The sequence below is a fragment of the Secundilactobacillus yichangensis genome (genome assembly GCF_016861565.1).
GTDB classification, from domain to species: domain Bacteria; phylum Bacillota; class Bacilli; order Lactobacillales; family Lactobacillaceae; genus Secundilactobacillus; species Secundilactobacillus yichangensis.
Genome location: NZ_BOLK01000002.1, coordinates 233,829 through 256,084, shown reverse-complemented (window position 1 = coordinate 256,084; position 22,256 = coordinate 233,829). Strand labels below are relative to the sequence as shown.

Annotated in this window: 21 protein-coding genes, 19 tRNA genes and 1 rRNA gene; 36 read left to right on the top strand and 5 right to left on the bottom strand. The window is 43.9% G+C overall.

The features are described 5' to 3' along the window. The first annotated feature begins 28 nt into the window (after window positions 1–28). From rrf to JUE95_RS03115, 20 genes are all read left to right on the top strand, one after another. A 5S ribosomal RNA gene (gene rrf / locus JUE95_RS03210) occupies window positions 29–145 on the top strand. A 9-nt stretch (window positions 146–154) separates the two neighbouring features. Further along, window positions 155–227, top strand: a tRNA-Val gene (locus JUE95_RS03205). Window positions 228–229: 2 nt separating this feature from the next. Then, window positions 230–302, top strand: a tRNA-Lys gene (locus JUE95_RS03200). A gap of 57 nt (window positions 303–359) precedes the next feature. Next, window positions 360–432 (top strand) — tRNA-Thr (locus JUE95_RS03195). 14 nt (window positions 433–446) lie between these two features. Beyond that, window positions 447–518: transfer RNA gene (locus JUE95_RS03190), tRNA-Gly, on the top strand. 12 nt (window positions 519–530) lie between these two features. After that, window positions 531–616: transfer RNA gene (locus JUE95_RS03185), tRNA-Leu, on the top strand. 23 nt (window positions 617–639) lie between these two features. Then, a tRNA-Arg gene (locus JUE95_RS03180) sits at window positions 640–713 on the top strand. A gap of 6 nt (window positions 714–719) precedes the next feature. Next, a tRNA-Pro gene (locus JUE95_RS03175) sits at window positions 720–793 on the top strand. Window positions 794–832: 39 nt separating this feature from the next. Then, window positions 833–906: transfer RNA gene (locus tag JUE95_RS03170), tRNA-Met, on the top strand. Window positions 907–921: 15 nt separating this feature from the next. After that, window positions 922–995 (top strand) — tRNA-Ile (locus JUE95_RS03165). A 40-nt stretch (window positions 996–1,035) separates the two neighbouring features. After that, window positions 1,036–1,125 (top strand) — tRNA-Ser (locus tag JUE95_RS03160). A gap of 6 nt (window positions 1,126–1,131) precedes the next feature. Beyond that, window positions 1,132–1,205: transfer RNA gene (locus JUE95_RS03155), tRNA-Met, on the top strand. 6 nt (window positions 1,206–1,211) lie between these two features. Next, a tRNA-Asp gene (locus tag JUE95_RS03150) sits at window positions 1,212–1,285 on the top strand. Window positions 1,286–1,292: 7 nt separating this feature from the next. Continuing rightward, a tRNA-Phe gene (locus JUE95_RS03145) sits at window positions 1,293–1,365 on the top strand. Window positions 1,366–1,382: 17 nt separating this feature from the next. Beyond that, window positions 1,383–1,453 (top strand) — tRNA-Gly (locus JUE95_RS03140). A 4-nt stretch (window positions 1,454–1,457) separates the two neighbouring features. Continuing rightward, window positions 1,458–1,531, top strand: a tRNA-Ile gene (locus tag JUE95_RS03135). Window positions 1,532–1,533: 2 nt separating this feature from the next. Further along, a tRNA-Ser gene (locus JUE95_RS03130) sits at window positions 1,534–1,621 on the top strand. Between the two features lie 25 nt (window positions 1,622–1,646). Then, window positions 1,647–1,718, top strand: a tRNA-Glu gene (locus JUE95_RS03125). A 21-nt stretch (window positions 1,719–1,739) separates the two neighbouring features. Then, a tRNA-Met gene (locus tag JUE95_RS03120) sits at window positions 1,740–1,813 on the top strand. 7 nt (window positions 1,814–1,820) lie between these two features. After that, a tRNA-Asp gene (locus JUE95_RS03115) sits at window positions 1,821–1,894 on the top strand. Between the two features lie 109 nt (window positions 1,895–2,003). Here the strand turns inward: JUE95_RS03115 and JUE95_RS03110 are convergent. Further along, on the bottom strand, window positions 2,004–3,224 hold the full coding sequence (locus tag JUE95_RS03110; RefSeq protein WP_203649123.1) for a DUF2075 domain-containing protein: 1,221 nt from the start codon (window positions 3,222–3,224) through the stop codon (window positions 2,004–2,006). Window positions 3,225–3,291: 67 nt separating this feature from the next. Then, a complete protein-coding gene (locus tag JUE95_RS03105; RefSeq protein ID WP_203649122.1) occupies window positions 3,292–3,795 on the bottom strand; it encodes a hypothetical protein in 504 nt (167 codons plus the stop codon). 99 nt (window positions 3,796–3,894) lie between these two features. Between JUE95_RS03105 and JUE95_RS03100 the strand changes: the two genes are divergently transcribed. From JUE95_RS03100 to pepF, 5 genes are all read left to right on the top strand, one after another. Then, the gene (locus tag JUE95_RS03100; RefSeq protein WP_203649120.1) at window positions 3,895–4,638 is read left to right on the top strand and encodes an MBL fold metallo-hydrolase; all 744 of its coding nucleotides are present in this window, start codon (window positions 3,895–3,897) and stop codon (window positions 4,636–4,638) included. Window positions 4,639–4,769: 131 nt separating this feature from the next. Then, a complete protein-coding gene (spx, locus tag JUE95_RS03095; RefSeq protein ID WP_203649118.1) occupies window positions 4,770–5,174 on the top strand; it encodes a transcriptional regulator Spx in 405 nt (134 codons plus the stop codon). Window positions 5,175–5,329: 155 nt separating this feature from the next. Further along, window positions 5,330–6,046, top strand: coding sequence for an adaptor protein MecA (locus JUE95_RS03090; RefSeq protein WP_203649116.1), 717 nt, complete (start codon window positions 5,330–5,332; stop codon window positions 6,044–6,046). Window positions 6,047–6,170: 124 nt separating this feature from the next. Beyond that, window positions 6,171–7,220, top strand: coding sequence for a competence protein CoiA (locus JUE95_RS03085; RefSeq protein WP_203649115.1), 1,050 nt, complete (start codon window positions 6,171–6,173; stop codon window positions 7,218–7,220). Between the two features lie 54 nt (window positions 7,221–7,274). After that, a complete protein-coding gene (gene pepF / locus JUE95_RS03080) occupies window positions 7,275–9,086 on the top strand; it encodes an oligoendopeptidase F (protein ID WP_203649113.1) in 1,812 nt (603 codons plus the stop codon). Between the two features lie 58 nt (window positions 9,087–9,144). On the opposite strand, the gene JUE95_RS03075 is transcribed toward pepF, so the two are convergent. Then, a complete protein-coding gene (locus JUE95_RS03075; protein ID WP_203649112.1) occupies window positions 9,145–9,762 on the bottom strand; it encodes a DsbA family protein in 618 nt (205 codons plus the stop codon). A gap of 321 nt (window positions 9,763–10,083) precedes the next feature. On the opposite strand from JUE95_RS03075, the gene yjbM reads away from it, so the two are divergent. The 3 genes from yjbM to JUE95_RS03060 are packed head-to-tail and all read left to right on the top strand — an operon-like array spanning window position 10,084 to window position 12,435. Next, window positions 10,084–10,743, top strand: a complete 660-nt coding sequence (gene yjbM / locus JUE95_RS03070) for a GTP diphosphokinase (RefSeq protein ID WP_203649111.1) — start codon at window positions 10,084–10,086, stop codon at window positions 10,741–10,743. Next, complete coding sequence (locus JUE95_RS03065; RefSeq protein WP_203649110.1) at window positions 10,740–11,543, top strand: NAD kinase; 804 nt, start codon at window positions 10,740–10,742, stop codon at window positions 11,541–11,543. Before yjbM ends, JUE95_RS03065 begins: the two co-directional genes overlap by 4 nt. Continuing rightward, window positions 11,536–12,435: an RluA family pseudouridine synthase gene (locus JUE95_RS03060; RefSeq protein ID WP_235995135.1), complete on the top strand. Its 900-nt coding sequence runs from the start codon at window positions 11,536–11,538 to the stop codon at window positions 12,433–12,435. The genes JUE95_RS03065 and JUE95_RS03060 overlap by 8 nt, the downstream gene beginning before the upstream one ends. A gap of 63 nt (window positions 12,436–12,498) precedes the next feature. Here the strand turns inward: JUE95_RS03060 and JUE95_RS03055 are convergent, their stop codons facing one another. Beyond that, a complete protein-coding gene (locus JUE95_RS03055) occupies window positions 12,499–13,098 on the bottom strand; it encodes a copper homeostasis protein CutC (protein WP_203649109.1) in 600 nt (199 codons plus the stop codon). Window positions 13,099–13,494: 396 nt separating this feature from the next. Between JUE95_RS03055 and JUE95_RS03050 the strand changes: the two genes are divergently transcribed. Together JUE95_RS03050 and JUE95_RS03045 are read left to right on the top strand one after the other, a co-directional pair. Beyond that, window positions 13,495–14,010: a tRNA (cytidine(34)-2'-O)-methyltransferase gene (locus JUE95_RS03050; protein WP_203649108.1), complete on the top strand. Its 516-nt coding sequence runs from the start codon at window positions 13,495–13,497 to the stop codon at window positions 14,008–14,010. A 30-nt stretch (window positions 14,011–14,040) separates the two neighbouring features. Beyond that, the gene (locus tag JUE95_RS03045; RefSeq protein ID WP_203649107.1) at window positions 14,041–16,380 is read left to right on the top strand and encodes an FtsK/SpoIIIE family DNA translocase; all 2,340 of its coding nucleotides are present in this window, start codon (window positions 14,041–14,043) and stop codon (window positions 16,378–16,380) included. A gap of 97 nt (window positions 16,381–16,477) precedes the next feature. Here JUE95_RS03045 and JUE95_RS03040 read toward each other — a convergent pair whose 3' ends face one another. Continuing rightward, window positions 16,478–16,600, bottom strand: coding sequence for a DUF4044 domain-containing protein (locus tag JUE95_RS03040; RefSeq protein ID WP_203649106.1), 123 nt, complete (start codon window positions 16,598–16,600; stop codon window positions 16,478–16,480). A 165-nt stretch (window positions 16,601–16,765) separates the two neighbouring features. On the opposite strand from JUE95_RS03040, the gene JUE95_RS12880 reads away from it, so the two are divergent. From JUE95_RS12880 to mraY, 6 genes are all read left to right on the top strand, one after another. Further along, the gene (locus tag JUE95_RS12880; RefSeq protein ID WP_203649104.1) at window positions 16,766–17,113 is read left to right on the top strand and encodes a DUF3397 family protein; all 348 of its coding nucleotides are present in this window, start codon (window positions 16,766–16,768) and stop codon (window positions 17,111–17,113) included. A gap of 165 nt (window positions 17,114–17,278) precedes the next feature. Further along, window positions 17,279–17,710 carry a division/cell wall cluster transcriptional repressor MraZ gene (gene mraZ / locus JUE95_RS03030; protein WP_203649103.1) on the top strand — a complete coding sequence of 144 codons (432 nt, stop codon included), beginning with the start codon at window positions 17,279–17,281 and terminating at the stop codon, window positions 17,708–17,710. Window positions 17,711–17,725: 15 nt separating this feature from the next. Beyond that, entirely contained in the window at window positions 17,726–18,667 is a 942-nt protein-coding gene (gene rsmH / locus JUE95_RS03025) for a 16S rRNA (cytosine(1402)-N(4))-methyltransferase RsmH (RefSeq protein WP_203649102.1), read from the top strand. A 45-nt stretch (window positions 18,668–18,712) separates the two neighbouring features. Beyond that, window positions 18,713–19,093 carry a cell division protein FtsL gene (gene ftsL, locus JUE95_RS03020; protein ID WP_203649101.1) on the top strand — a complete coding sequence of 127 codons (381 nt, stop codon included), beginning with the start codon at window positions 18,713–18,715 and terminating at the stop codon, window positions 19,091–19,093. Continuing rightward, window positions 19,090–21,237, top strand: coding sequence for a penicillin-binding transpeptidase domain-containing protein (locus tag JUE95_RS03015; protein WP_203649100.1), 2,148 nt, complete (start codon window positions 19,090–19,092; stop codon window positions 21,235–21,237). Before ftsL ends, JUE95_RS03015 begins: the two co-directional genes overlap by 4 nt. A 55-nt stretch (window positions 21,238–21,292) precedes the next feature. Then, window positions 21,293–22,252 (top strand): phospho-N-acetylmuramoyl-pentapeptide-transferase, encoded by a 960-nt coding sequence (gene mraY, locus JUE95_RS03010; protein ID WP_203649099.1) that lies wholly within the window; start codon window positions 21,293–21,295, stop codon window positions 22,250–22,252. Window positions 22,253–22,256 lie beyond the last annotated feature (4 nt).

Sequence of the window (22,256 nt, the reverse complement as noted above, 5' to 3'; positions counted from 1 at the left end):
TAGTTTTGAGAGCACCAGTTCTCAATAGTGTGGTGGCGATAGCCTGAAGGATACACCTGTTCCCATGCCGAACACAGCAGTTAAGCTTCAGCACGCCAAGAGTAGTTGGGGGATCGCCCCCTGCGAGGGTAGGACGTTGCCACGCGATTTTTATGGAGGATTAGCTCAGTTGGGAGAGCGTCTGCCTTACAAGCAGAGGGTCACAGGTTCGAGCCCTGTATCCTCCATTGAGCCGTTAGCTCAGTTGGTAGAGCATCTGACTTTTAATCAGAGGGTCGACAGTTCGAGACTGTCACGGCTCATAGAGTCGATATCATGTTGACAACAAAAGTCAGATTTGATACTATATTTATTGTGTTGCCGACTTAGCTCAGTTGGTAGAGCACCTGTCTTGTAAACAGGGGGTCGGAAGTTCGAATCTTCTAGTCGGCATTTCAACTTAATATGCGGAAGTAGTTCAGTGGTAGAACATCACCTTGCCATGGTGGGGGTCGCGGGTTCGAATCCCGTCTTCCGCTTATGCCATATACGCCGGGGTGGCGGAATTGGCAGACGCACAGGACTTAAAATCCTGCGGTCAGTGATGACCGTACCGGTTCGATCCCGGTCCTCGGCATTTTTAGTTTTATATAATATTTTGCACCCATAGCGCAACTGGATAGAGTGTCTGACTACGAATCAGAAGGTTGTAGGTTCGACTCCTACTGGGTGCATTTAAACGGGAAGTAGCTCAGCTTGGTAGAGCACCTGGTTTGGGACCAGGGGGTCGCAGGTTCGAATCCTGTCTTCCCGATTTAAATAAAAGTTTCTAACAGTTTTATTTAAACACCATCGCGGTGTAGCTCAGCTGGCTAGAGCGTCCGGTTCATACCCGGGAGGTCGAGGGTTCGATCCCCCCCGCCGCGATTTGATCTTTGACTCGGACCTTTAGCTCAGTTGGTTAGAGCAGACGGCTCATAACCGTCCGGTCGTAGGTTCGAGTCCTACAAGGTCCATATGGTCCTTAGTTGTTGATCATTAATTTAGTTACATTATGGAGGATTACCCAAGTCTGGCTGAAGGGAACGGTCTTGAAAACCGTCAGGTGGGTCAAACCACGCGAGAGTTCGAATCTCTCATCCTCCTTATTATCGCGGGGTGGAGCAGTCTGGTAGCTCGTCGGGCTCATAACCCGAAGGTCGTTGGTTCAAATCCAGCCCCCGCAATTGTATGGTCCGTTGGTCTAGCTGGTTAGGACGCCTGCCTGTCACGCAGGAGATCACGAGTTCGAGTCTCGTACGGACCGTTTATATGGCTCGGTAGCTCAGTCGGTAGAGCAACGGATTGAAGCTCCGTGTGTCGGCGGTTCGATTCCGTCCCGCGCCATTGCTCAAAAGATCCATGCGGGTATAGTTTAGTGGTAAAACCACAGCCTTCCAAGCTGTTGTCGCGAGTTCGATTCTCGTTACCCGCTTTTTGGGCCTATAGCTCAGCTGGTTAGAGCGCACGCCTGATAAGCGTGAGGTCGATGGTTCGAGTCCATTTAGGCCCATTGGAGAAATACTCAAGTGGCTGAAGAGGCGCCCCTGCTAAGGGTGTAGGTCGCGAAAGCGGCGCGAGAGTTCGAATCTCTCTTTCTCCGTTGTGTTTTTGTATTTTAAAGCTATGACCCGTTGGTCAAGTGGTTAAGACACCGCCCTTTCACGGCGGTAACATGGGTTCGAATCCCGTACGGGTCATCATCATAACTTTTATATTATCGCGGGGTGGAGCAGTCTGGTAGCTCGTCGGGCTCATAACCCGAAGGTCGTTGGTTCAAATCCAGCCCCCGCAATTCGAATGGTCCGTTGGTCTAGCTGGTTAGGACGCCTGCCTGTCACGCAGGAGATCACGAGTTCGAGTCTCGTACGGACCGTCCATTTCCGTTGATCGCCGTTAGGGCGATTTTTTATTTTAAGTCGAATTAATTTGTTAATAAAAACCATTCATTACCCAGTTTAATCTGAGCTAATGAATGGTTCTTTTTACTTACAAATGGCATGATATTGAGTAGTGAGCCACTGCCGTAGGGCAGGATCATGGGCGAAAAGATACAAACCCTTAACGCCACGTTTCATAAGGACATTAACTGCGTTGAGGTTTAACTGAACTTTAGCGGTCAAAATTTCTTTTGGATCATCCATGTCGTCCCGGTGTTTAAAGGATTCACTATCGGTAATTTTATTCGTATCGATTTCAATCTGTTGTCCATTAGATGCTAGTTTTACCGGTGGACCAAGGATTAAGCCGACATAGTTTAAATCAAAGCCTTGGCAAGTGTAGATTGAACCAACTTCATTAATGGTAGCCGGAATTTCCGCCCAGGGAGTTGCGGTGTAATTATACTGATCCCAAGGAAGCTTGAATTTACCTTCAGTAATGTAATGACGGCCGCCATCTAAAGTAGAGGGGTAGCCAGTAGTGGAAACGATTCTGGAAAGGCCAACGCGATTATTTTGAGTGACGATTGCTTGGCGCATATCTTCAGCGTCTTCGAATACCCGAAAATCATAGCGTTGTCGAAAACTGGGTTGCAATGGCAGTAGGTGACGATCACCCGTGAAGTGGTCAATCCAGTCAATTAAACTATCATCAGCCTGCATTCGAAATTGGTGATTCAAATGGACCCATTTTTGAGTGAAAGGAGCCAATAACTGTTTAAGTCGATCCTGTGTCCAGTAAGTTTTTAAACGCAAAACTTGGTGAGCATCAAACACAATTACCAGAACGTGGCACAGTTTCAATAATGACAGTAACTGATTATGACCGTAATAGTTATTGTAATGATCAGGTTGGGACAATAGCAGGTGTGATTCGTCAATTATGCCAACGTCAAATGAATCTTGATGCTTGTTCATGCTGTTGATTAGAGAGGTCGGCCGTTGAAAATTCTTCTTTAAAAGACCGGGCAGCTCCCCAGCAATGTTTCTGTAGACTTTCAGCAATTCTGGATGGTTGACCATAAAATAATTCTGAGTATTTGCCATAACACTGGTTTCATCATGCGCAGCTTGCTGCAACTCGTAAAATAATTGACTTAGGACAACACTCTTACCCGTGCCGGCATCGCCAGTGACGACAAATACAGCCGGCGTGCTGTCGTGAATATGGGTATAAACGAAGTCCTTGGCTTCAGTGATCAGTTGAGCCTGTTCTTTAGTGGGTGTTTTAAATGGTGATAATTTTTTAGTGGCTTGATTTTGCAACTCAATTCTCCCTTTGAAATTAAAAAATAATCCATACGGCCTCAACCGCACGGACTATACGAGCTGGTTACTCGTTTTCAGGTTTAAAGAAATGATAACTGGCTTCGTGGTAGTTATTTTGACTGGATACGAAGTAGTTAAATGGTTTAAATGAATTGTCGCGTTTCCAAGTGGAGAAATCATCAGCTTTTTCCCAGGTTGACAGAATAATATTATTTGAACGGTTCTTTTCGTCTTTCATAAAGTAGATTGATCGCATGCCTACCGGCATAGGGTCGGTGGTTACAAAGTGGTTTGCTTTTGAGTTAAAGACTTTTTGATCGTCAGGAGATAGATTATCTATATAGATAAAGTTAATAAATCCCTGCCAATCGGTTGTCCCACGGTGGAGTTTGATGTCATAATGAATGGGTGAGCTAAACACTGATTCTTCCCCGGAAACATCGAGTAATGCAAGCTGTTCTCCGGAGGCTGAAGAATCAAGCAGTAGTAATTGTCGATCTGGATAACGGGTCTGGAGCTTTGATAAGATTTGCTTGGTACCAAAGGTAATACTTATTCGAGTAATCATAATTTATTCCTCCTGACTTGTCACCATCATTATACAATTAGCTTGACTAAAATGGTAACTTAAGGCGTTCATGAAATTCATTTGAAGGGAAGGATTAATTTGAAAGTAACAGTTATTGGATATTATGGCGGTTATCCGGCTAACGGAATTGGAACCAGCAGTTATTTGATTGAATCCAACGGTTATCACTTATTAATGGATTGTGGCAGCGGTGCGCTATTAAGTTTGGAAAAAGTCCTGGATCCACTCCAGTTGGATGCGGTCATTCTATCACATTATCATCACGATCATGTTGCTGATGTGGGTGTTTTGCAATATTATTGGCAGTTACATGAAGAACGGCCTAATCAGCAGACCTTGCCAATCTATGGTTCCACTGCGGATCCGCTGATGTTTGGTAGTTTAACCTGGCCGCATGCGTCAATTGGCAAGGGATATGCCCCGGCTGATATTTTACATCTCGGACCGCTGACCATTTCCTTCTTACCCATGAAGCACCCTGTACCAGCGTTTGGAATGCGAATCGTGGAGACTGGAACTGATGAAACGCTTGTCTTTACTGCGGATACTGCTTATATTCAAGAGTTAGTGCCATTCGCCGACCGAGCAGATCTATTAATGACTGATACCAACTTTTATAATGATAAGACTGGTACCAAATGGCACATGACTGCTGGTGAATCTGGTCAGCTAGCTAATGATGCTCACGTTGGCCAGTTAATGCTGACACATCTACCGCAAACTGGTGATTTGAGTACGTTAAAACAGGAAGCTCAGACCGCGGCTGGTAGTGTACATGTGGAATTAGCAGCATTACGGAAGACCTTTGCAGTAAAATTGTGACGTTTAACTGATATGTTCGTGACGTTTTAGTGAATTTCATTCTCACAGAACTGGGAGTTTGTTATAGTTAAGATAGTAAATGATGTAATGGTAAATATCCCCCGGTTCTTATAAGTTTGGAGGCAATTCCTATGACAGTCACGCTATTTACTTCCCCCAGTTGTACATCATGCCGAAAAGCCAAAAAATGGCTTAAGACACATGAGGTGGACTTTGTAGAACAGAATATTTTTGTGCAGGCGCCAAGTACCAAACAGCTTAAGCTGATCTTGCAGCTGACTGAGAATGGGACGGAAGATATTATTTCTAAACGGTCTAAGGATTATAAGCGTCTGACCGTGGAAATTGACAGCCTGCCAGTGAGTGAATTGATCAACTTGATTACTCAGCATCCAGGTTTGTTAAGACGGCCAATTTTGTTTGATGAAAAGCGTTTGCAGGTTGGCTATAACGAAGACGAGATTCGCCGTTTTCTGCCAAGGCATATCCGCGTGCTTGAACTGGAGAAAGCAATCAAGGCAGCGGATGTTGGGTAATTAAACACATTGCTATTAAAACGGTCGGCTCTTAAATCGTCGCCGTTAAATTCACAATATTTTAAAAAAATTAAGCCAGATACTTTACAAACTGTGAAAATTCTTTAGTATGGAGATAGGTAAATCTTGGTGCGGGCAGAAAGAGGTGTTGGGTCATGGAAATGGAAAGAATTAATGAGAACACGATTCGCGTTTTGATTGGAAACGATGATTTAACCCAACGGGGCATTACCGTCCTTGATCTGCTTGGTAACCACAAGCAAATTGAAAGCTTCTTTTACAGTATTTTGGAAGAAGTTGACGTCGATCACCAATTTCAGGAAACCGATGCCGTTACCTTTCAAGTCTTACCTAACCGGAACGGACTTGAGCTATTTATTAGCAAGGGTGGCGCGGACGATGACACAGTGGATGATGAAGATGAAACGGATTCACCTGATATTGAAATGGTTAATGAAGACGAAGTACCTGATTTCTTAAAGAAACAGCTGATGCAGACTGATGATAACGCTACTCAAAACAACCAGTCAGCAAAATCAGCAGGTAAGGCATCTTCATCCGTTACCAAAACATCACCACTCCATACGACAGTATTACGCCTCCATAATTTTGATGATATGATTGCAATTGCTGAAGCATTGAAATTATCGGACGCAACTTCTAATTTGTATCACTATAAGAACGATTACTATTTGGAACTGGTTTTTCGTGTTAACGAAACTTCACCAGAAAGTATTAAAGATGAATTGGCTGTTGCTTACGAGTACGCAGAGAAAACGAAGATTACCGCCGATGTTCTTGATGAACATGGGAAAAAGATTATGGCGCAAAGCGCGCTGCAACTAACCCGCCGTTACTTTGCTGCAAAGTAGTCAATGGTTAACCGAATCGTTAAGCTTGTTTATAAGCTTAACGGTTTTTTTGTGTAAAAAAGTAAAAATTTGTCGGATAGTTTGCGTAGTTAGTTGTAAATCCTTTTAGAAAGCGGGGGAAACAATGCTGACTGCACAAACAAAGCAAGATCGCCAGGTTCATGCGGAGGATGCTAAACGGCAAACGCCGTATTTTTGTCCCAACTGCCAAGAACAGGTAATTTTAAAACGTGGCACGCGAATGATTGCCCACTTTGCTCACCACGCTAATTCCACTTGTCGGCCATTCAGTGAGTCTGAAAGCCAGGTACATTTAACTGGTAAATGGCAGTTAGCTCATTATTTTGGTGAAACAAACGTCGAGTTAGAACCTTACATTAAAGAACTTGCTCAGCGACCCGATCTCTTGCTAAAACGGAATGACCGAAAAATGGCGATTGAGTACCAATGTTCGCCAATTTCGGTAGGTAAGCTGCAGCAACGTACTCAAGGTTATAACGGCTATGGTTTAGAAGTGATCTGGATACTGGGAGAGGACTATTTACAAAAAATCACCTCAGTACGTCACGCTGAAAAATGGCTTCAGTATTCTGACAAATTAGGCTGGTACCTGATCTTTTGGCAGACTCGGCAGCAATGCTTGATTATTTGGCATCATCTGACTTTAGATGGCATGGGATTTTTGCAGGGATGGGCTAAAACCAGTACGGGGAATCAAGTGACTAAAAGAACGCAATCAAGCATTAAAGCGGTACAAAAACAAATCCAGCGCCAGATTCAGATGGGGCTGCACTATAAGGTTCCAAAGTGGTTGAAACTGCAGCAATTTACCTACGAACATCACGGCCTGTTACAGGCGATTCCACAAATTTGTTATCAATTCACTGACTCTGAACCGCTGATCTGTGAGGCGCCGATTATTTGGTGCGCGTTAATGACCACATTATTAGCTGAGAAACCAGCTGGCTCCCTGATTCGTCAAATCGATTTAGAAAAATGGGCTGCTAAAATCAGTACACACTTCGAAGGAAGTCAGCTGATTCAATGCACCACGCAACAATTAGTTAACAGCTGGGGCCGACAGCTGCAGCGGTACGTTGATTTATTGGAGCGGCGCGGATTTTTAAAATCATTAGATGAAAAGTCATGGCAATTGGTTGCAATACCGCACTAGTCGTGTGGTAAGCTATGGACAGTAACAAATTTCGATGAAAAGGAAGTGCTGTCATTGGCAGATATCAAACAATTACCAACTCGAGATCAAGTGGATTCAAAGTTAACTTGGGATTTAACGCCCATTTATCAAGATGCTCAGGCTTTTGAGCAAGCCTTTGAAGAAGTGACGAAGCAAATCAATGCGCTACCGCAATTAGAAGGCACATTATCACATGGTGCAAAAGATTTAGTAAAAGTTATTGAAGCTATTATGAGTACCATTAGACCAGCAGAAAAACTTTATGTCTATGCTTCTTTGAAGCACGATCAAGATACTTCTAACGCTGACAATCAAGCTTTGAGCGGTCGAACCCAAAGTTTGCTGACTAACTTAGAAAGTAATATTGCTTGGTTTGAACCCGAATTATTAGCTGTTGACCCAGCCACTCTGGATCAATGGATCGATAATGAAGCCACGTTGAAGCCTTACAAGCACTATTTACGCACCATCACGGATGAACGGGAACACGTTTTAACACCAGCTGCCGAAAAGCTGTTGGCTCAGGCAGGAGATGCATTAAGTGCCTCCAGCAACACTTTTGGTGTGTTAAATGATGCTGACTTGGAATTCCCGGTAGTGGAAGATGACGACGGTGGCACCGTTCAACTGTCACAGGGCGTCTACGATCAATTGATTCAGTCTACCAAGCCCGAGGTTCGGCAAATGGCGTTTAAACAGCTCTATGCAGTTTATCATCAATTTAGGCATACACTGGCTGCAACCCTTTCAGGTAACGTTAAAACCCATAACTTTGAAGCTTCCGTACATCATTATAAGGATGCACGACAGGCAGCTATGAGTGCCAATCACATTCCGGAAAGTGTGTTTGATTCACTAGTGACCAGTGTAAATGATCATTTGTCATTACTGCACCGGTACGTGGCTTTACGTAAACAAATTTTAAAATTGCCTGAGCTGCATATGTATGACCTGTACACGCCAATCACCGGTGAGCCGCAGCTGTCGTACACTTTTGATGAAGCCAAGGCGGAGGCACTGAAAGCGTTGGCTGTCTTGGGACCAGATTATTTAAGTCACGTGCAGGAAGCCTTTGATTCACGGTGGATCGATGTTGTTGAAAATAAGGGTAAGCGTTCAGGGGCATATTCTTCTGGTATGTATGATACCGCACCGTACATTTTACTCAACTGGCAGGATAACCTTGAAAGCTTGTTTACACTGGTTCACGAAATGGGTCACAGTATGCACAGCTATTACACGACTTATAATCAGCCGTACCAGTACGGTGACTATTCGATTTTTGTGGCCGAAATTGCTTCAACGACTAATGAGACCTTACTCACCGACTATTTGCTGAAGAAATATTCTGATAAGCAAGTTCAAGCCTTTGTCCTTAATCACTACCTTGACGGTTTTAAGGGCACGGTTTTCCGCCAGACGCAGTTTGCTGAATTTGAACATTACATTCATGCGCAGGATGCAGCCGGACAACCGTTGACAGCTGATCTATTGAGCCAGCATTATCTGGAACTAAATAAAAAGTACTATGGCGACGATGTCATTTCAGATCCGGAAATTGCGGATGAATGGTCCCGGATTCCTCATTTCTACTACAACTATTACGTCTATCAGTACGCAACTGGATTCGCTGCTGCCAATACCTTGGCACAGCGGATTACCAGTGGCGATACGGCAAAACGGGAGGCTTATTTAAACTACTTGAAAGCTGGCAGTTCTGATTATCCAATTAACGTGATGCGTAAAGCTGGCGTTGATATGACACAAACTGCCTATCTTGATCAAGCGTTTGCGGAATTTGAGAAACGCTTAAACCAGTTTGAGACATTAGCCAAAACCATGTAATCATTCAAAAAAGCGACCTGCAAAATGCAGATCGCTTTTTTGGTTAACTCACACAGGTTTAGAGAATATGTAAGTTGGGTGTGGTGCCTTGATGTTCCAATGCCTGTTTAGCAAGCAAACCGTTATTCTCACAGATTTCATACAATGCCTGATAAGTCACGTCTGTCAGCATTAAGCCGCAGTCAGAAACATCTGCGTTATATAAAATTGCTGTAGACGGGTTATCAACGTTCATCTCAGACGCTAAGCGCTGGTCAGCCTGAAAGGCACGACGAGCTAGCTCAGACTGACGGTCTTCCGTAAACATAGTAAGGTCCAAGTGTACATGCTTGGCAACTTCCAAAACTAGTTTTTCAGAGTAGGGCTGACCTTGTTTGACTAACTGATTTTGCAGGTTCAGCAAAAACAGTCGCCCCTTTTTCTTACCTTGGAAAAGGGCAGCCTTATAGTCTAAGATGATACGATAGTGCAGATTAAATTGTTCATTTCGTAAATTTAAGTTATGACAGTCTTGATTGGTCGCCTTTAGATGCTGATCAATCATTTGCGGATTAAGTAACGGAATAAATTGATAGGATATATCGCCGAAAATTTGATCGGCGAGACGTAAAATACACTTTTCCGACTTCATACAGCGACTGCCTAATGGGTTGATAAATAGATATACTTCTAGCAAAGTAATTTCCTCCATTAATTAGCCGTTAACGAGTAAACGACCTTCAGTTCAAAAATAATCATAAAGCATTTTGAGCGAAATGCAAGGATTTAGGCTATGCAAATACCGTTAGGTTGGGTAAAACCGGTTTCAAAGACTGGTAGAATGGGTAATATTGTTTTCCGCTGTTATACAAAAAAAGTTACTGGTTAATATGACTGTCAGCCAAGTTGACAAATTCTTCTGTTTGCAAGCAGCCCAACTTAATCAAAAATATGCTAAAATGAAGTCTGTTTGCAAAAACAAAACACAATCAATTGAAACCATATCGAGGTGAACAGCTTGATTGAAAATTGGAATCATTTTTTACTGCCATATAACCAGGCAGTTGATGAATTGAAAGTAAAACTACGGGGAATGCGCAAGCAATTTCAAAACAAAAATCAGCGTTCACCTATTGAATTCGTGACTGGCAGGGTGAAGCCAGTAGATAGTATTAAGGAAAAGATGAACCGTCGGCACGTTTCTGAGGAACGGTTGGAACAGGATATGCAAGACATTGCTGGATTGCGGATCATGTGTCAGTTCGTTGAGGATATTTATCAGGTCGTTGATCTGCTTAGAAAGCGGTCTGACATGACTATTCTTGAAGAGCGTGATTATATTCATAATGAAAAGCCCAGTGGGTATCGTTCTTACCATATCGTGATTGAATATCCGGTTCAGATGGTCACGGGTGAAAAGAAAATATTAGCTGAAGTTCAGGTACGCACACTTGCGATGAACTTTTGGGCAACCATTGAGCACTCTTTAAACTATAAGTATCAGGGTGAATTCCCTGAAGAGTTAAGTGCCAGACTGCAGCGGGCAGCGGAAGCCGCCTTTAAACTTGATACTGAAATGTCTGAAATCAGAGAAGAAATCGAAGAAGCACAGCATTTATTTTCGTATGGCAAAGGATCCGATCCGCAGCCACCTAATAAGAGGGATGATCAGGGATGAAAATTGGAATTTTTAGTAACTCAGGGCCAGCTTCAACACGTGTCTCAAACGCGCTAAAGTCAAAGATTAAGGCTGAACACTTAATCTTAGATAATGAAAACCCAGATATCTTGATTACCGTTGGTGGTGACGGTACGCTATTGTCTGCTTTTCACCATTATGAAGATCAGCTTGCTACGGTTCGGTTCGTAGGTATTCACACTGGCCATTTAGGTTTTTATACCGACTGGCGTGATTATGAAGTCGACGAATTGATCGATAGCCTTGCTCATGACAATGGTCAAAGTGTCAGTTATCCGTTATTAGATATTATGGTTGAATACAGTGATGGTAAACGTGAGACCATGTTAGCACTGAATGAATCGACCCTTAAAAAAGTCACTGGAACGATGTTAGCCAATGTTTACATTAAAGATCAGCTGTTTGAGCTCTTTCGTGGTGACGGGTTATGCGTTTCAACGCCTACTGGTTCAACCGCGTATAACAAGTCAGCAGGCGGTGCGGTGATCAGCTCGGAACTTAACGTGGTGCAAGTGTCCGAAATTGCATCGATCAATAACCGGGTTTTCCGTACTTTAGGCTCGCCAATCATTATTTCACCCAAGGAATGGGTTCGAGTTGAACCGGTTCAGCTGGACGAAAATTTGATGACCTGTGATCAAAAAGTGGTAGAAAATCGTCAAATTAAATCGGTAACTTACCGGATCTCTAAGCAGCGAATTGCGTTTGCACAGTACCGGCACACCCAGTTTTGGAAACGGGTATCAGAATCCTTTATTGGGGTGAAGCCGATTGATTAAATTTGATTGGCGCTACACTGGCGATTCGCCAATCTATGTCCGGACCTTTATGCGTCAGCAAGGAATCAGCAGAACACTTTTAAAACAGATCAAATTTTCCGGCGGTCAGATTTGTGTCGATGGCGTGCCGGTCCGTGTAACGTATAAAATGCAAACCGGTCAGCTCCTAGAAGTGACATTACCGCCAGAGGTGCCCAGCAATCATCTGCAAGCGTCCAATACACCACTAGAGATCCTTTATGAAGATGACCATTTTCTAGTGGTAAATAAGCCGGCAGAGGTTGCCTCGGTGCCGTCGCACATCTATGCTGATGATTCCATGGTCAACCGAGTGAAGGGTTACCTTATGCGGACTCATGCCCCCAGCCAGGTAACGCATATTGTGACTCGGCTAGACCGTGAGACCAGTGGGATCGTCATCTTTGCCAAGCATCATTTTGCACACACAGTGCTGGACACTCAACTTAAACAGCACAGTTTGAAAAAGACGTATTTTTGTGTGGTTTCGGGTGTCATCAATGACAAACATCACGTGATTAACGCTCCCATTGGCAGGGAACCGGGGTCCTTTATTAAGCGCATGGTTCGCCAGGATGGCCGGCCAGCTCAAACCGAGTATTGGCTGGCCAAGCGGATGCCTGCGTCGACGCTGCTGCGGGTTCGTCTGCATACCGGGCGAACTCATCAAATTCGGGTGCACATGGCTAGCATTGGTCACCCGTTAGTGGGGGATTTCTTGTATGGTCAGCAAACTAATCCCTGGATTCATCGGCAAGCGTTACACTGTGCTTCAGTAAGTTTCTACAATCCATTTGCTCAGCAGCAGGTTACCTGTTACGCGCCGATGCCCACCGACTTTGCAACGCTTATTGAACATGAAAGTGAGCTTTAAATATCATAAAATCCCGTTCACTCAAGTATGAAGTGGACGGGATTTTGATATACGCAGAATGGTTTATTTTTCCTGAAGAAAGTAGTTTAAATCGAACTGTTCATTGAGCTGATTGGTTTGAGCGTTATTCTCACTTAGAACCGTGAGCTGAAGGCCCGCAGCTTGAGCACCGTTGTTCAGCTTTGATAACTGTGCGGTGTTGGCCTTATCAGTTAAGCGAGTCAGTACTTTTTCAACACCGTTATCGGCTAACCACTGGAGAGAACCGGTCTGTTCACTGTCTGCAAGTTCGTCAATTGCAGTACCAAAGGTGATTGACATACCGCCGGCTGCTGCAATGAGATTGTTCATGGCTTCAATATCCAGCTTATGGTCAGCAGAAATAGCATCGAAAATTACGCCGTCAGCACCTAGTTGCTGGGCTTCTAGAATATCAGCTTCCATGATCTTTAATTCTGGATCGCTATAAATCGCTTCACCGGTTCTGGGACGGATGAGGACGGTTAGGGATAAATCATGTTCGTGGGCGTACAGCACCGCTTCAGCAATTGTACCCTTGCTGGGGGTGGTGCCGTTATTGGCAATTGTAATACGGGTTGTTTGATCATTAATCGCCTGTGTCAGCTGATTATAGTTATTGACAAGGGGTTCAATAAATTTCAAAGTAGGTCTCCTTTTTTACTCAGTTTTTAATCCATGAGCCATTATAGCAATTTTTGACCGTTAATGTGGAAAGAAGTCACTAGATTTATAATAATTACCGTTAAGATAGCAATATGAGAAGGCATAACTGAGAGGTAATTATTCTGGCTAATAAGGCAAATACTTGCGAAAGTACCGGTATTTACCTGTTATAGACCAATTTCGTAATTGGCTTGCATTCTTTACAATTTCGCGTTATATTAACTGTTGAGAAATCGTTCGGGAGTGGATGTCGAGAAATCGTCAGCCTCTGTCGAATTTGCACTTCATTAACGCAGTTCCTCGCCGTGCTGACACCGAGGGGTTGCGTTTTTTTATGCGGTGACTTTTATAAATTTAATAACGAGGGGTATGCTTATGTCCAATCATATTGTCTTATTTGAACCTTTAATGCCAGCTAATACTGGCAACATTGCCAGAACCTGTGCCGGAACAGATACTGTTTTAGATCTAATTGAACCCTTAGGCTTTTCAGTCGATGATGCTCACTTAAAGCGGGCTGGCTTAGATTATTGGGACAAAGTTGATATTCGGTACCACAAGAATCTGCAAGAATTTATGGGTACTGTACCAGATGTTAAGCGGTTGTTTTTGGTGTCTAAATTTGCGGAGTTTGCTTATACTCAGCACGATTACACGGATGTTGAAAACGGTGATTATTACTTTATGTTTGGTAAAGAAACTACTGGTCTGCCAGAGCCGTTTATGAGAAAGCACAGTGAACAGGCAATTCGAATCCCGCAAGACGACACCCATATTCGCGCGTTGAACCTGTCCAATTCAGCAGCAATCGTGATTTATGAAGTCTTGCGTCAGCAAAGTTTTCCTAAATTGGAGCTCAGTCACCACTATGAAAATGATAAACTAAAGTAAGTTGATTGAATTGATTAGGAGGGGGATATTTTGGCACAAAAGCGAAAGACCACGCGGCGTCGAACGACTAAGTCGACCAACCGACGCAAAAAGGGACGTCAAAAAAGCGTTTCTTATATGGCTAATGCGGTAGGCCTCGTCATGTTATCTTTGTGCCTTTTGGCGTTCTTCAAAGCGGGGTTTATTGGTAATTTAATGGCAAACCTGATCCGTTTCGTGGTCGGAGATACATATCCGTTCATTAGTTTAGTCGGCGTCGCTGTCGGCTTGGCCTTACTAGTGACGGGACAATTACCGAAAATAACCCGCAAGTGGCTTTGGAGTTTTGGCTTTATATTTTTAGGAATCCTACTATGGCTGCACGTTGATTTGTTTCTGTCAGAAAACCAGCACACCGGTTTTTTGAGCTATACCTGGCAGTTAGTGGGTAATGATTTAATGAATAATAGCGTCAGCACCGCAGTTGGCGGTGGTACCATTGGTGCGTTTTTACTAACGGTTACCCATTTTCTAGTCGCCTTTGGCGGTGCCAAGGTGATTGCAGTCCTGCTGGTCCTGGTTGGTTTGATGATTGCGTTCAATGTTTCTGGTGCCCAGCTTTTAAAGTGGATCCAGGTGCTTGGTCGCTGGCTTAATCGTGGTGTCAAAGCAATTAGCCACTGGTTTGCTGGTGGTGTGACTAAGCTTAAGCAGACTCAGTTAAAGCCGGCTAAACAGCCAGTTAAGCCTCAGCCAGCGAAGAAAGTAACAGCTGAGGAAAAAGACTTACCAACGCCGGTGGCAGAACGAAAGCCAAATCTTAAAAAGACTGAAGATAATTCAACTGCAGCAATTCCAATCAGTGTTGCCACCCGTAAGAATGAACCAGAGCAGTCGGCTCATAGTGAGCCAGATGATAAGACTAGCGAGGAGTCAGAACCCACAATGATCTCTACGGTGGGGGATGATCCTAATTATCAGCTTCCAGGCACTGATTTGTTGACTCCAATTCCGCAAAAAGACCAGCAAGACGACTATAAAACGATTGAGAAAAACACCAAAATCTTAAAGAAGACCCTGGATAGTTTTGGGGTCGATGCCGAAATTAAGCACGTTAATCTGGGACCGTCAGTAACCGAATACGAGCTGCATCCTGCGATTGGTGTGAAGGTTTCCCGTATCGTTAACTTAGCCGATGATTTAGCATTAGCACTAGCTGCCAAGGAAATTCGAATCGAAGCGCCAATTCCTGGCAAATCGTTGATTGGAATCGAAGTACCCAATCGAGAGATTTCCACCGTTTCGTTCCGCGACGTTAGTGAAGCCGTACCACATGGCCCAGCGCACCTGCTGCAGGTCCCATTAGGACGGGATGTCACTGGAAAAGTGATCACGATGGACCTCACCAAAATGCCGCATTTGCTGATTGCCGGTTCAACTGGTAGTGGCAAATCAGTTGCGATTAACGGTGTTATTACCAGTATTTTAATGAATGCTAAACCTAGTCAAGTCAAATTGATGCTGATCGACCCGAAGAAGGTCGAGTTGAGCGTTTATAACGGCATTCCGCACTTATTGACACCAGTAGTGTCAGACCCGAAGAAAGCGGCTAAGGCTCTGCATAAAGTTGTTCACGAAATGGAACAGCGTTACGACCTATTTGCTAAGGTTGGTCAACGAAAAATTTCGGGGTATAACCAGTTCGTTCAGACACAGAATCAAACCGCCGATAAGCCGTTGCCAACGTTACCGTACATCGTTGTAATCGTTGATGAATTGGCTGATTTGATGATGACAGTGTCCAACGAAGTCGAAGATGCGATTATTCGGCTGGCACAAATGGGCCGGGCGGCAGGAATCCATATGATTCTAGCTACTCAGCGGCCATCGGTTGATGTTATTACTGGGCTGATCAAAGCAAACGTCCCGTCTAGAATGGCTTTTGCCGTATCTAGTGGGGTTGATTCGCGAACAATCCTTGACTCTAACGGGGCTGAAAAATTGTTAGGGCGAGGCGACATGCTCTATATGCCGGTAGATCAAAACTCGCCGATTCGGATTCAAGGTGCTTATATTCCAGATAAGGACGTTCAGCACGTTACCGATTTTATTCGCAATCAGCAAACCGCTGAATACGATGAGAACATGATGGTCAGTGATGAAGAAATTTCTGAAGAAGCTGCTCAATCTGATGACGATTTATTCAATGATGCGCTGACATTTGTTGTTGATCAGCAAAAGGCAAGTACTTCATTGCTGCAACGTCATTTCCGGATTGGCTACAACCGGGCTGCCAGGTTGATTGATGACCTGGAGCAGGGCGGTTTCATTGGCCCGCAGGATGGCAGTAAGCCACGTCAAGTGTATAAACAAAAGGGCTCAGATGCATAATTAAGGCCGAACTGAAGCAAATAAAAACTCCCGAAGCGGTTGAACACCACTTCAGGAGTTTTTTGATTTTTAAATGGGCTGAATCCCCACCAATGATTTACCCAAACGCGCCAATCGCTTGTAGGGCACTTGCAAACAGTGAGCCTAGAGTTGCAATGATCATAATCCAGACGAGGACCATTGTAATTTTTTGGAAGGTTGATTTTTTCTTTTTCTGCATATTCGCACCACTTTTCATTTGTTTACTTCAAATAGTTTAACGTGGACGATTAAGAAATGCAATCTAGTTGCGAAACTTTCTTGATTTTAACGGGTCGAATGCGGTAAAATTTCGGTTGTGTGTTAACTATAGAAACCATGAGGCTTTGGGAAAGGACGGACTACGTTGAACTTAATTATCATTCAGATTATGATCCTCATAGCAGTCCTGTTCATTTTAAGGGTGTTTAGAGGGTTTATACCAAAGAAACGCCGGCCTAAGGTTCATCCGATTGACTGTTTGCCTTTGCTTTGTCTCTGGTTTATCTGGCAACTGTCTCAAAGCTGGCCTGAACCTTGGCTAGCTGCCATCGTGTTTATCTGGATGCTGATTTCAATTGGGGTGACACTTTGGTGGGGACTATCCAAGGGCGAATTGCTCTGGAATAAATTTCTCCTTTTTTATTGGCGATTAAGTGATATTTTACTGTTTTTAGCTTACTTTATGACAGTGGTTTTAGCCCTAATTAAATGATGACTTATATGAAGGATTATGAATTATCCAAACCTTTCCCCGTTCAAACATTGTTTGAACGGATTTTTTTTAAATTTATGTAATTAATGTTTGGGGAGTTGTGGTAGAAAGTGGGGACCTGTGGTAAACTTTAGTTAAATTAGCTGATATTAGGAGGCGAGTCGAATGTTCATGGGTGAATTTGAGCATTCGATCGATACTAAGGGGCGGCTAATCATTCCGGCCAAATTTCGTGACCAGTTGGGGGAAGAATTTGTGATCACTCGGGGTATGGATGGCTGCCTGTTTGGCTATCCGATGTCCCAATGGGAGGTTATGCAAAAGCGCTTAAGCGCATTACCACTGAATAAGCGGGATGCACGGGCTTTTGTGCGGTTCTTTTATTCAGCTGCAACGACGTGTTCGTTTGATAAACAGGGGCGGGTAAATCTGCCCCAAGCATTGATCAAACATGCGGAATTAGAAAAACAATGCGTGATTGTCGGCGTATCGGACCGGTTTGAAATTTGGAGTCAAGAACGCTGGCAAACCTTCGCAGAAAAAGCGGAAGAAAACTTTGACGATATTGCAGAAAATTTGATTGATTTTGATATTTAAGGCGAGGGAAAAACTATGGCAGAGTTTCATCATCGAACGGTATTATTAAATGAAGCTGTCCGTGAGCTCAATGTTCAGCCGGATGGGACATACGTCGACTGTACGTTGGGCGGTGGCGGTCATACTCATAAGATTCTCACCGAATTGACCAGTGGACATCTCTATTCGTTTGATCAGGATCAGACCGCAATTGATTATAATAAGGAACAGTTGGCAGCTGATATTGAAGCTAATCGGCTGACGTTGATTCACGCTAACTTTCGGGATTTGAAAACAGCGTTGGAGAAACAGCAGGTAGATCACGTCGATGGCATTCTCTATGATTTGGGCGTTTCTTCTCCCCAATTTGATGATGCTGACCGTGGGTTCAGTTACCGCTATGATGCACCACTAGATATGAGGATGGATCAGAGCGCGGCATTGACTGCTAGAACAGTGGTGAATGATTGGTCTTATCAAGATTTGGTGCGGATCTTTTACCGGTACGGTGAAGAAAAGTTTGCTAAATCGATTGCTAGGCGGATCGAAGCTTCCCGTGCGGAGAAGCCAATCGAGACGACTGGCGAATTGGTTGAATTGATTAAGGAAGCTATTCCGGCAGCGGCGCGACGTCATGGCGGACATCCCGCTAAGAAAGTTTTCCAGGCAATTCGAATTGCCGTTAACGACGAACTTTCAGCTTTGGAAGCATCCTTAGAACAGGCACTTACATTACTCAATCCTGGGGGTAGGATTTGTGTAATCACGTTTCAATCTTTGGAGGACCGTTTGGTTAAAACCATGTTTAAGGAAAAGAGCAGTTTACCTGATTTACCAGCAGGTTTACCAGTTATTCCGGATAACATGCAACCAGATTTTAAACTCGTAACTCGTAAGCCTATTTTACCGAATGAAGATGAGTTGGCAGAAAATCATCGTGCACACAGTGCAAAGTTACGGGTAATTGAGCAAAAATAACGATTTTATGATTTAATATTTCAAGGGATAGGATGATGATGAAGTATGGCTCAAAATAATTTAGCGACTCAATTTCAACCGCAAGCGCTTCCGAAACAACCGACGTTACCATTACATAGTCATTCAAAACAGGTTGTTAGTAAACCTAAAGCGTTACCGGTATCTAAATTTGAGAAGTGTTTGCTGACGGTTGGGGGATTAATGTTAATTGGGATGATGTTACTGCTGGTCAGCACCAAGATCGGTGTTTCAAATGCACAGCAGCATTTGCAGGACGTCAACAATCAAATTACTAGTTTTGAGAACAAAAATACTAGTGATCGGCAAACCATTAACGAGTTAATGAACCGTTCCAGATTGGAGAAAGTCGCTAAACAAAACGGCATGACACTTTCAAACAGTAAAGTAAGGAATGTGAATAAATGAAACAATCACCTAAACGAACGGTGACTAGCAAACAAGTGCGACGTAATCAGCGGGTTTTTGGAAGAAGCCTGCTGGTCCTCTTCACCTTCGCACTTGTGCTATTCATTGGTCGTTTTTCTTATATTGCAATTGGAAAAAATGTCCAGCATGTCAACTTAAGCACGCAGGCGAAGAAACTGTATACCGCAAACCATACACTCAAAGCACAGCGAGGGACGATTTACGATGCTTCCAATCAGCCGATTGCTGAGGATACCAGTACGTATTCGCTTTATGCGGTTTTAGATAAAAGTCAGCGGACTGTTGCTGGTAAACCGATGTACGTCACGAATAAAATAAAAACGGCCCGGGTATTATCGAAATACTTGCCTCTGAGTAAGAAAAGGGCACTTGCTTACCTAACGCCCAGCAATAAAAAGACCTTTCAAGTTGAATTTGGTTCCGCGGGACAGAATATTTCGCTGACAACTAAGAAAAAAATTGACGGTGCTCATTTACACGGGTTAACTTTTGTTCAGCGGCAGGCACGGTTATATCCAAACGGGGTGTTTGCTTCCCATTTAATTGGTAACGTGACGTCTACTGCAAAGGGGCAGTTGGTCGGCACGATGGGAATTGAAGGTGCGGATAACGATCTGTTAAAGGGCAGCGATGGTTTTAGAAAAGTGAGTCAAGATAACAACGGGTACCAAATCCCTGGTTCTGATCAGAAGGCTAAAAAACCGCGTAACGGCGATAACGTGTACACGACCCTCGACGGCAGATTGCAGACGTTATTGGAAACTCAAATGTCATCGCTAGAAGAAAAGACGCACGCTAAAACAATGAATGCGGTGCTGATGAATGCTAAGACGGGTGCCATTGTGGCTGCAACGCAGCGGCCGACCTTTAATCCACAAACGGGTGAGGGTCTGAATTCAGTTTGGCGAAATACCTTGATTCAGGATGCCTATGAACCTGGCTCAACCATGAAGGTATTTACCATGGCTGCTTCAATCGACAGCGGAAACTACAACGGAAACGCAACTTATCAATCAGGACGTTACGTGATCGGTGGCCGAACGGTACCAGACTGGAATCCTGGTGGTTGGGGCACGATCACCTATAACAAGGGGTTTGCACTTTCAAGTAACGTTGCCATGGCACATTTGGAACAACAAATGGGTGCCAAGACCTGGGAAAAATATATTAAGAGATTTAAATTTTTGCAACCGACAAACTTTGGTTTACCTGGCGAACAAAGTGGCAGTATTGCCTTTAATCATACGATTGAGCAGGCTAACACGGCGTTTGGACAAGGTATTCAGGTAACCGCAATTCAAATGATGCAGGGGTTATCTGCAATCGGGAATAATGGTAAAATGTTAAAGCCTTACCTCGTTCGTAAAGTTGTTGATCCAAACACGGGCAAAACTGTTAAGTCGTACGGGCCGAAAGTGATTAATCAGCCAATTTCTGCGGCCACTGCTAAAGCGGTCCGCAAGCACATGGAAGACGTTGTGTACAAGAAGTACGGGATCGGTGCCGACTACAAAATTAAGGGAATTCGAATTGCTGCTAAAACCGGGACAGCGCAAGTTGCCGCTGGTAAGGCAGGTTATTTAAACGGCGATGACAGTTACCTTTATTCTGTGGCTGGTATGGCACCGGCTAAAAATCCAAAGTACATTATGTACATTACAATGAAGCAGCCTACTTTGCCTGGGACTGAAACAGCGACTCAATTAATGGCCGACGTGTTTAAACCGGTTATGAAGCGGGCTTTGCAGGAAGATACGGCTACTGGCAGCGACCAAAATTCAGGTAAAATGCTGTCGTACGTTAACCGGTCAGTCTCTGGGGCCAAAAACGATTTAACCTCTAGGGGCTATAAAGTTACCGCTATTGGTGACGGGAATCGGGTTTTGAAGCAGTCACCAGTTACTGGTCAGGTCTTGATGTCGCATCAGCGGGTCATCTTAATTACTAGTGGTACGCAGAGAATGCCTAATTTGACAGGCTGGTCGTCCAGCGACGTCTTACGGTTGGGTCAAATGCTTGGGTTAAACGTTAAAACGAAGGGTAATGGGTTCGTTACAAAGCAAAGTATTACCGTTGGTAAGCAGATTGATCAATCTGAAAAGTTAACGGTTAATTTAAAGTAACTCACTTCGTGGGTATAAAAAGTAACTCACTTCGTGGGTATAAGAGGAGAAAGTCATGAGTTCGGTTTTATCGTTTATAATTAGTTTTGCCATTACGGCGTTATTTATGCCAGCGCTGATTCGTTATTTTCGTGCCAAGCACGAAGGTCAGATGATTCGCGAAGAGGGACCCTCGTGGCACGAGAAAAAATCAGGGACCCCAACCATGGGCGGCCTGATGTTTATTCTGGCTATCATTGTGGCAACCGTTATTTCAGGAATCGTATTTGGACAGTTGGGACCAGTTGCACTGATCTTGCTGTTTATTCTGATTCTGTACGGATTGCTGGGTATGTGGGACGATTCCATTAAGCTTTTCCGGCGTCAAAATGAAGGTTTGAAAGCTTGGCAAAAACTGCTTGGTCAGATTGTCGGTGGTGCCGTGTTTTTTGCGGTCTATTTGCATGAAGGATTGCCGTTGCTGCTTAAGCTGCCAGGAATAGGTGCAGTTAATTTAGGCCTAGTTGGTTACTTTTTGTTTATTCTATTTTGGCTGGTTGGCTTTTCAAACGCGGTTAATTTAACGGATGGTCTAGACGGTTTAGTTGCTGGAGTTGCTTCCATTTCTTTTATCGCCTATGGCGTTATTGCCATGCATCAGCACCAAGTTGACGTCGCCATGTTTTGTTTAGCGGTCGTTGGTGGATTGTTAGCTTTCTTGATTTACAATCACAAGCCGGCTAAAATTTTCATGGGCGATATGGGTTCGTTAGCATTAGGTGGCGCTTTAGCCGCTGTCTCGATCCTAGTTCATCATGAAGTATCACTATTATGGATCGGTTTAATTTACGTGATTGAGACGGCAAGTGTGATCTTACAAGTACTGTCGTTTAAGACTACCGGTAAGCGGATCTTTTTGATGTCGCCAATTCATCATCACTTCGAAATGAAGGGCTGGAGCGAATGGCGGATTGATATTACGTTCTGGTGCATTAGTGCAGTAACAGCAATAACCGGTATTTGGGCAATGTGGTAGTTTG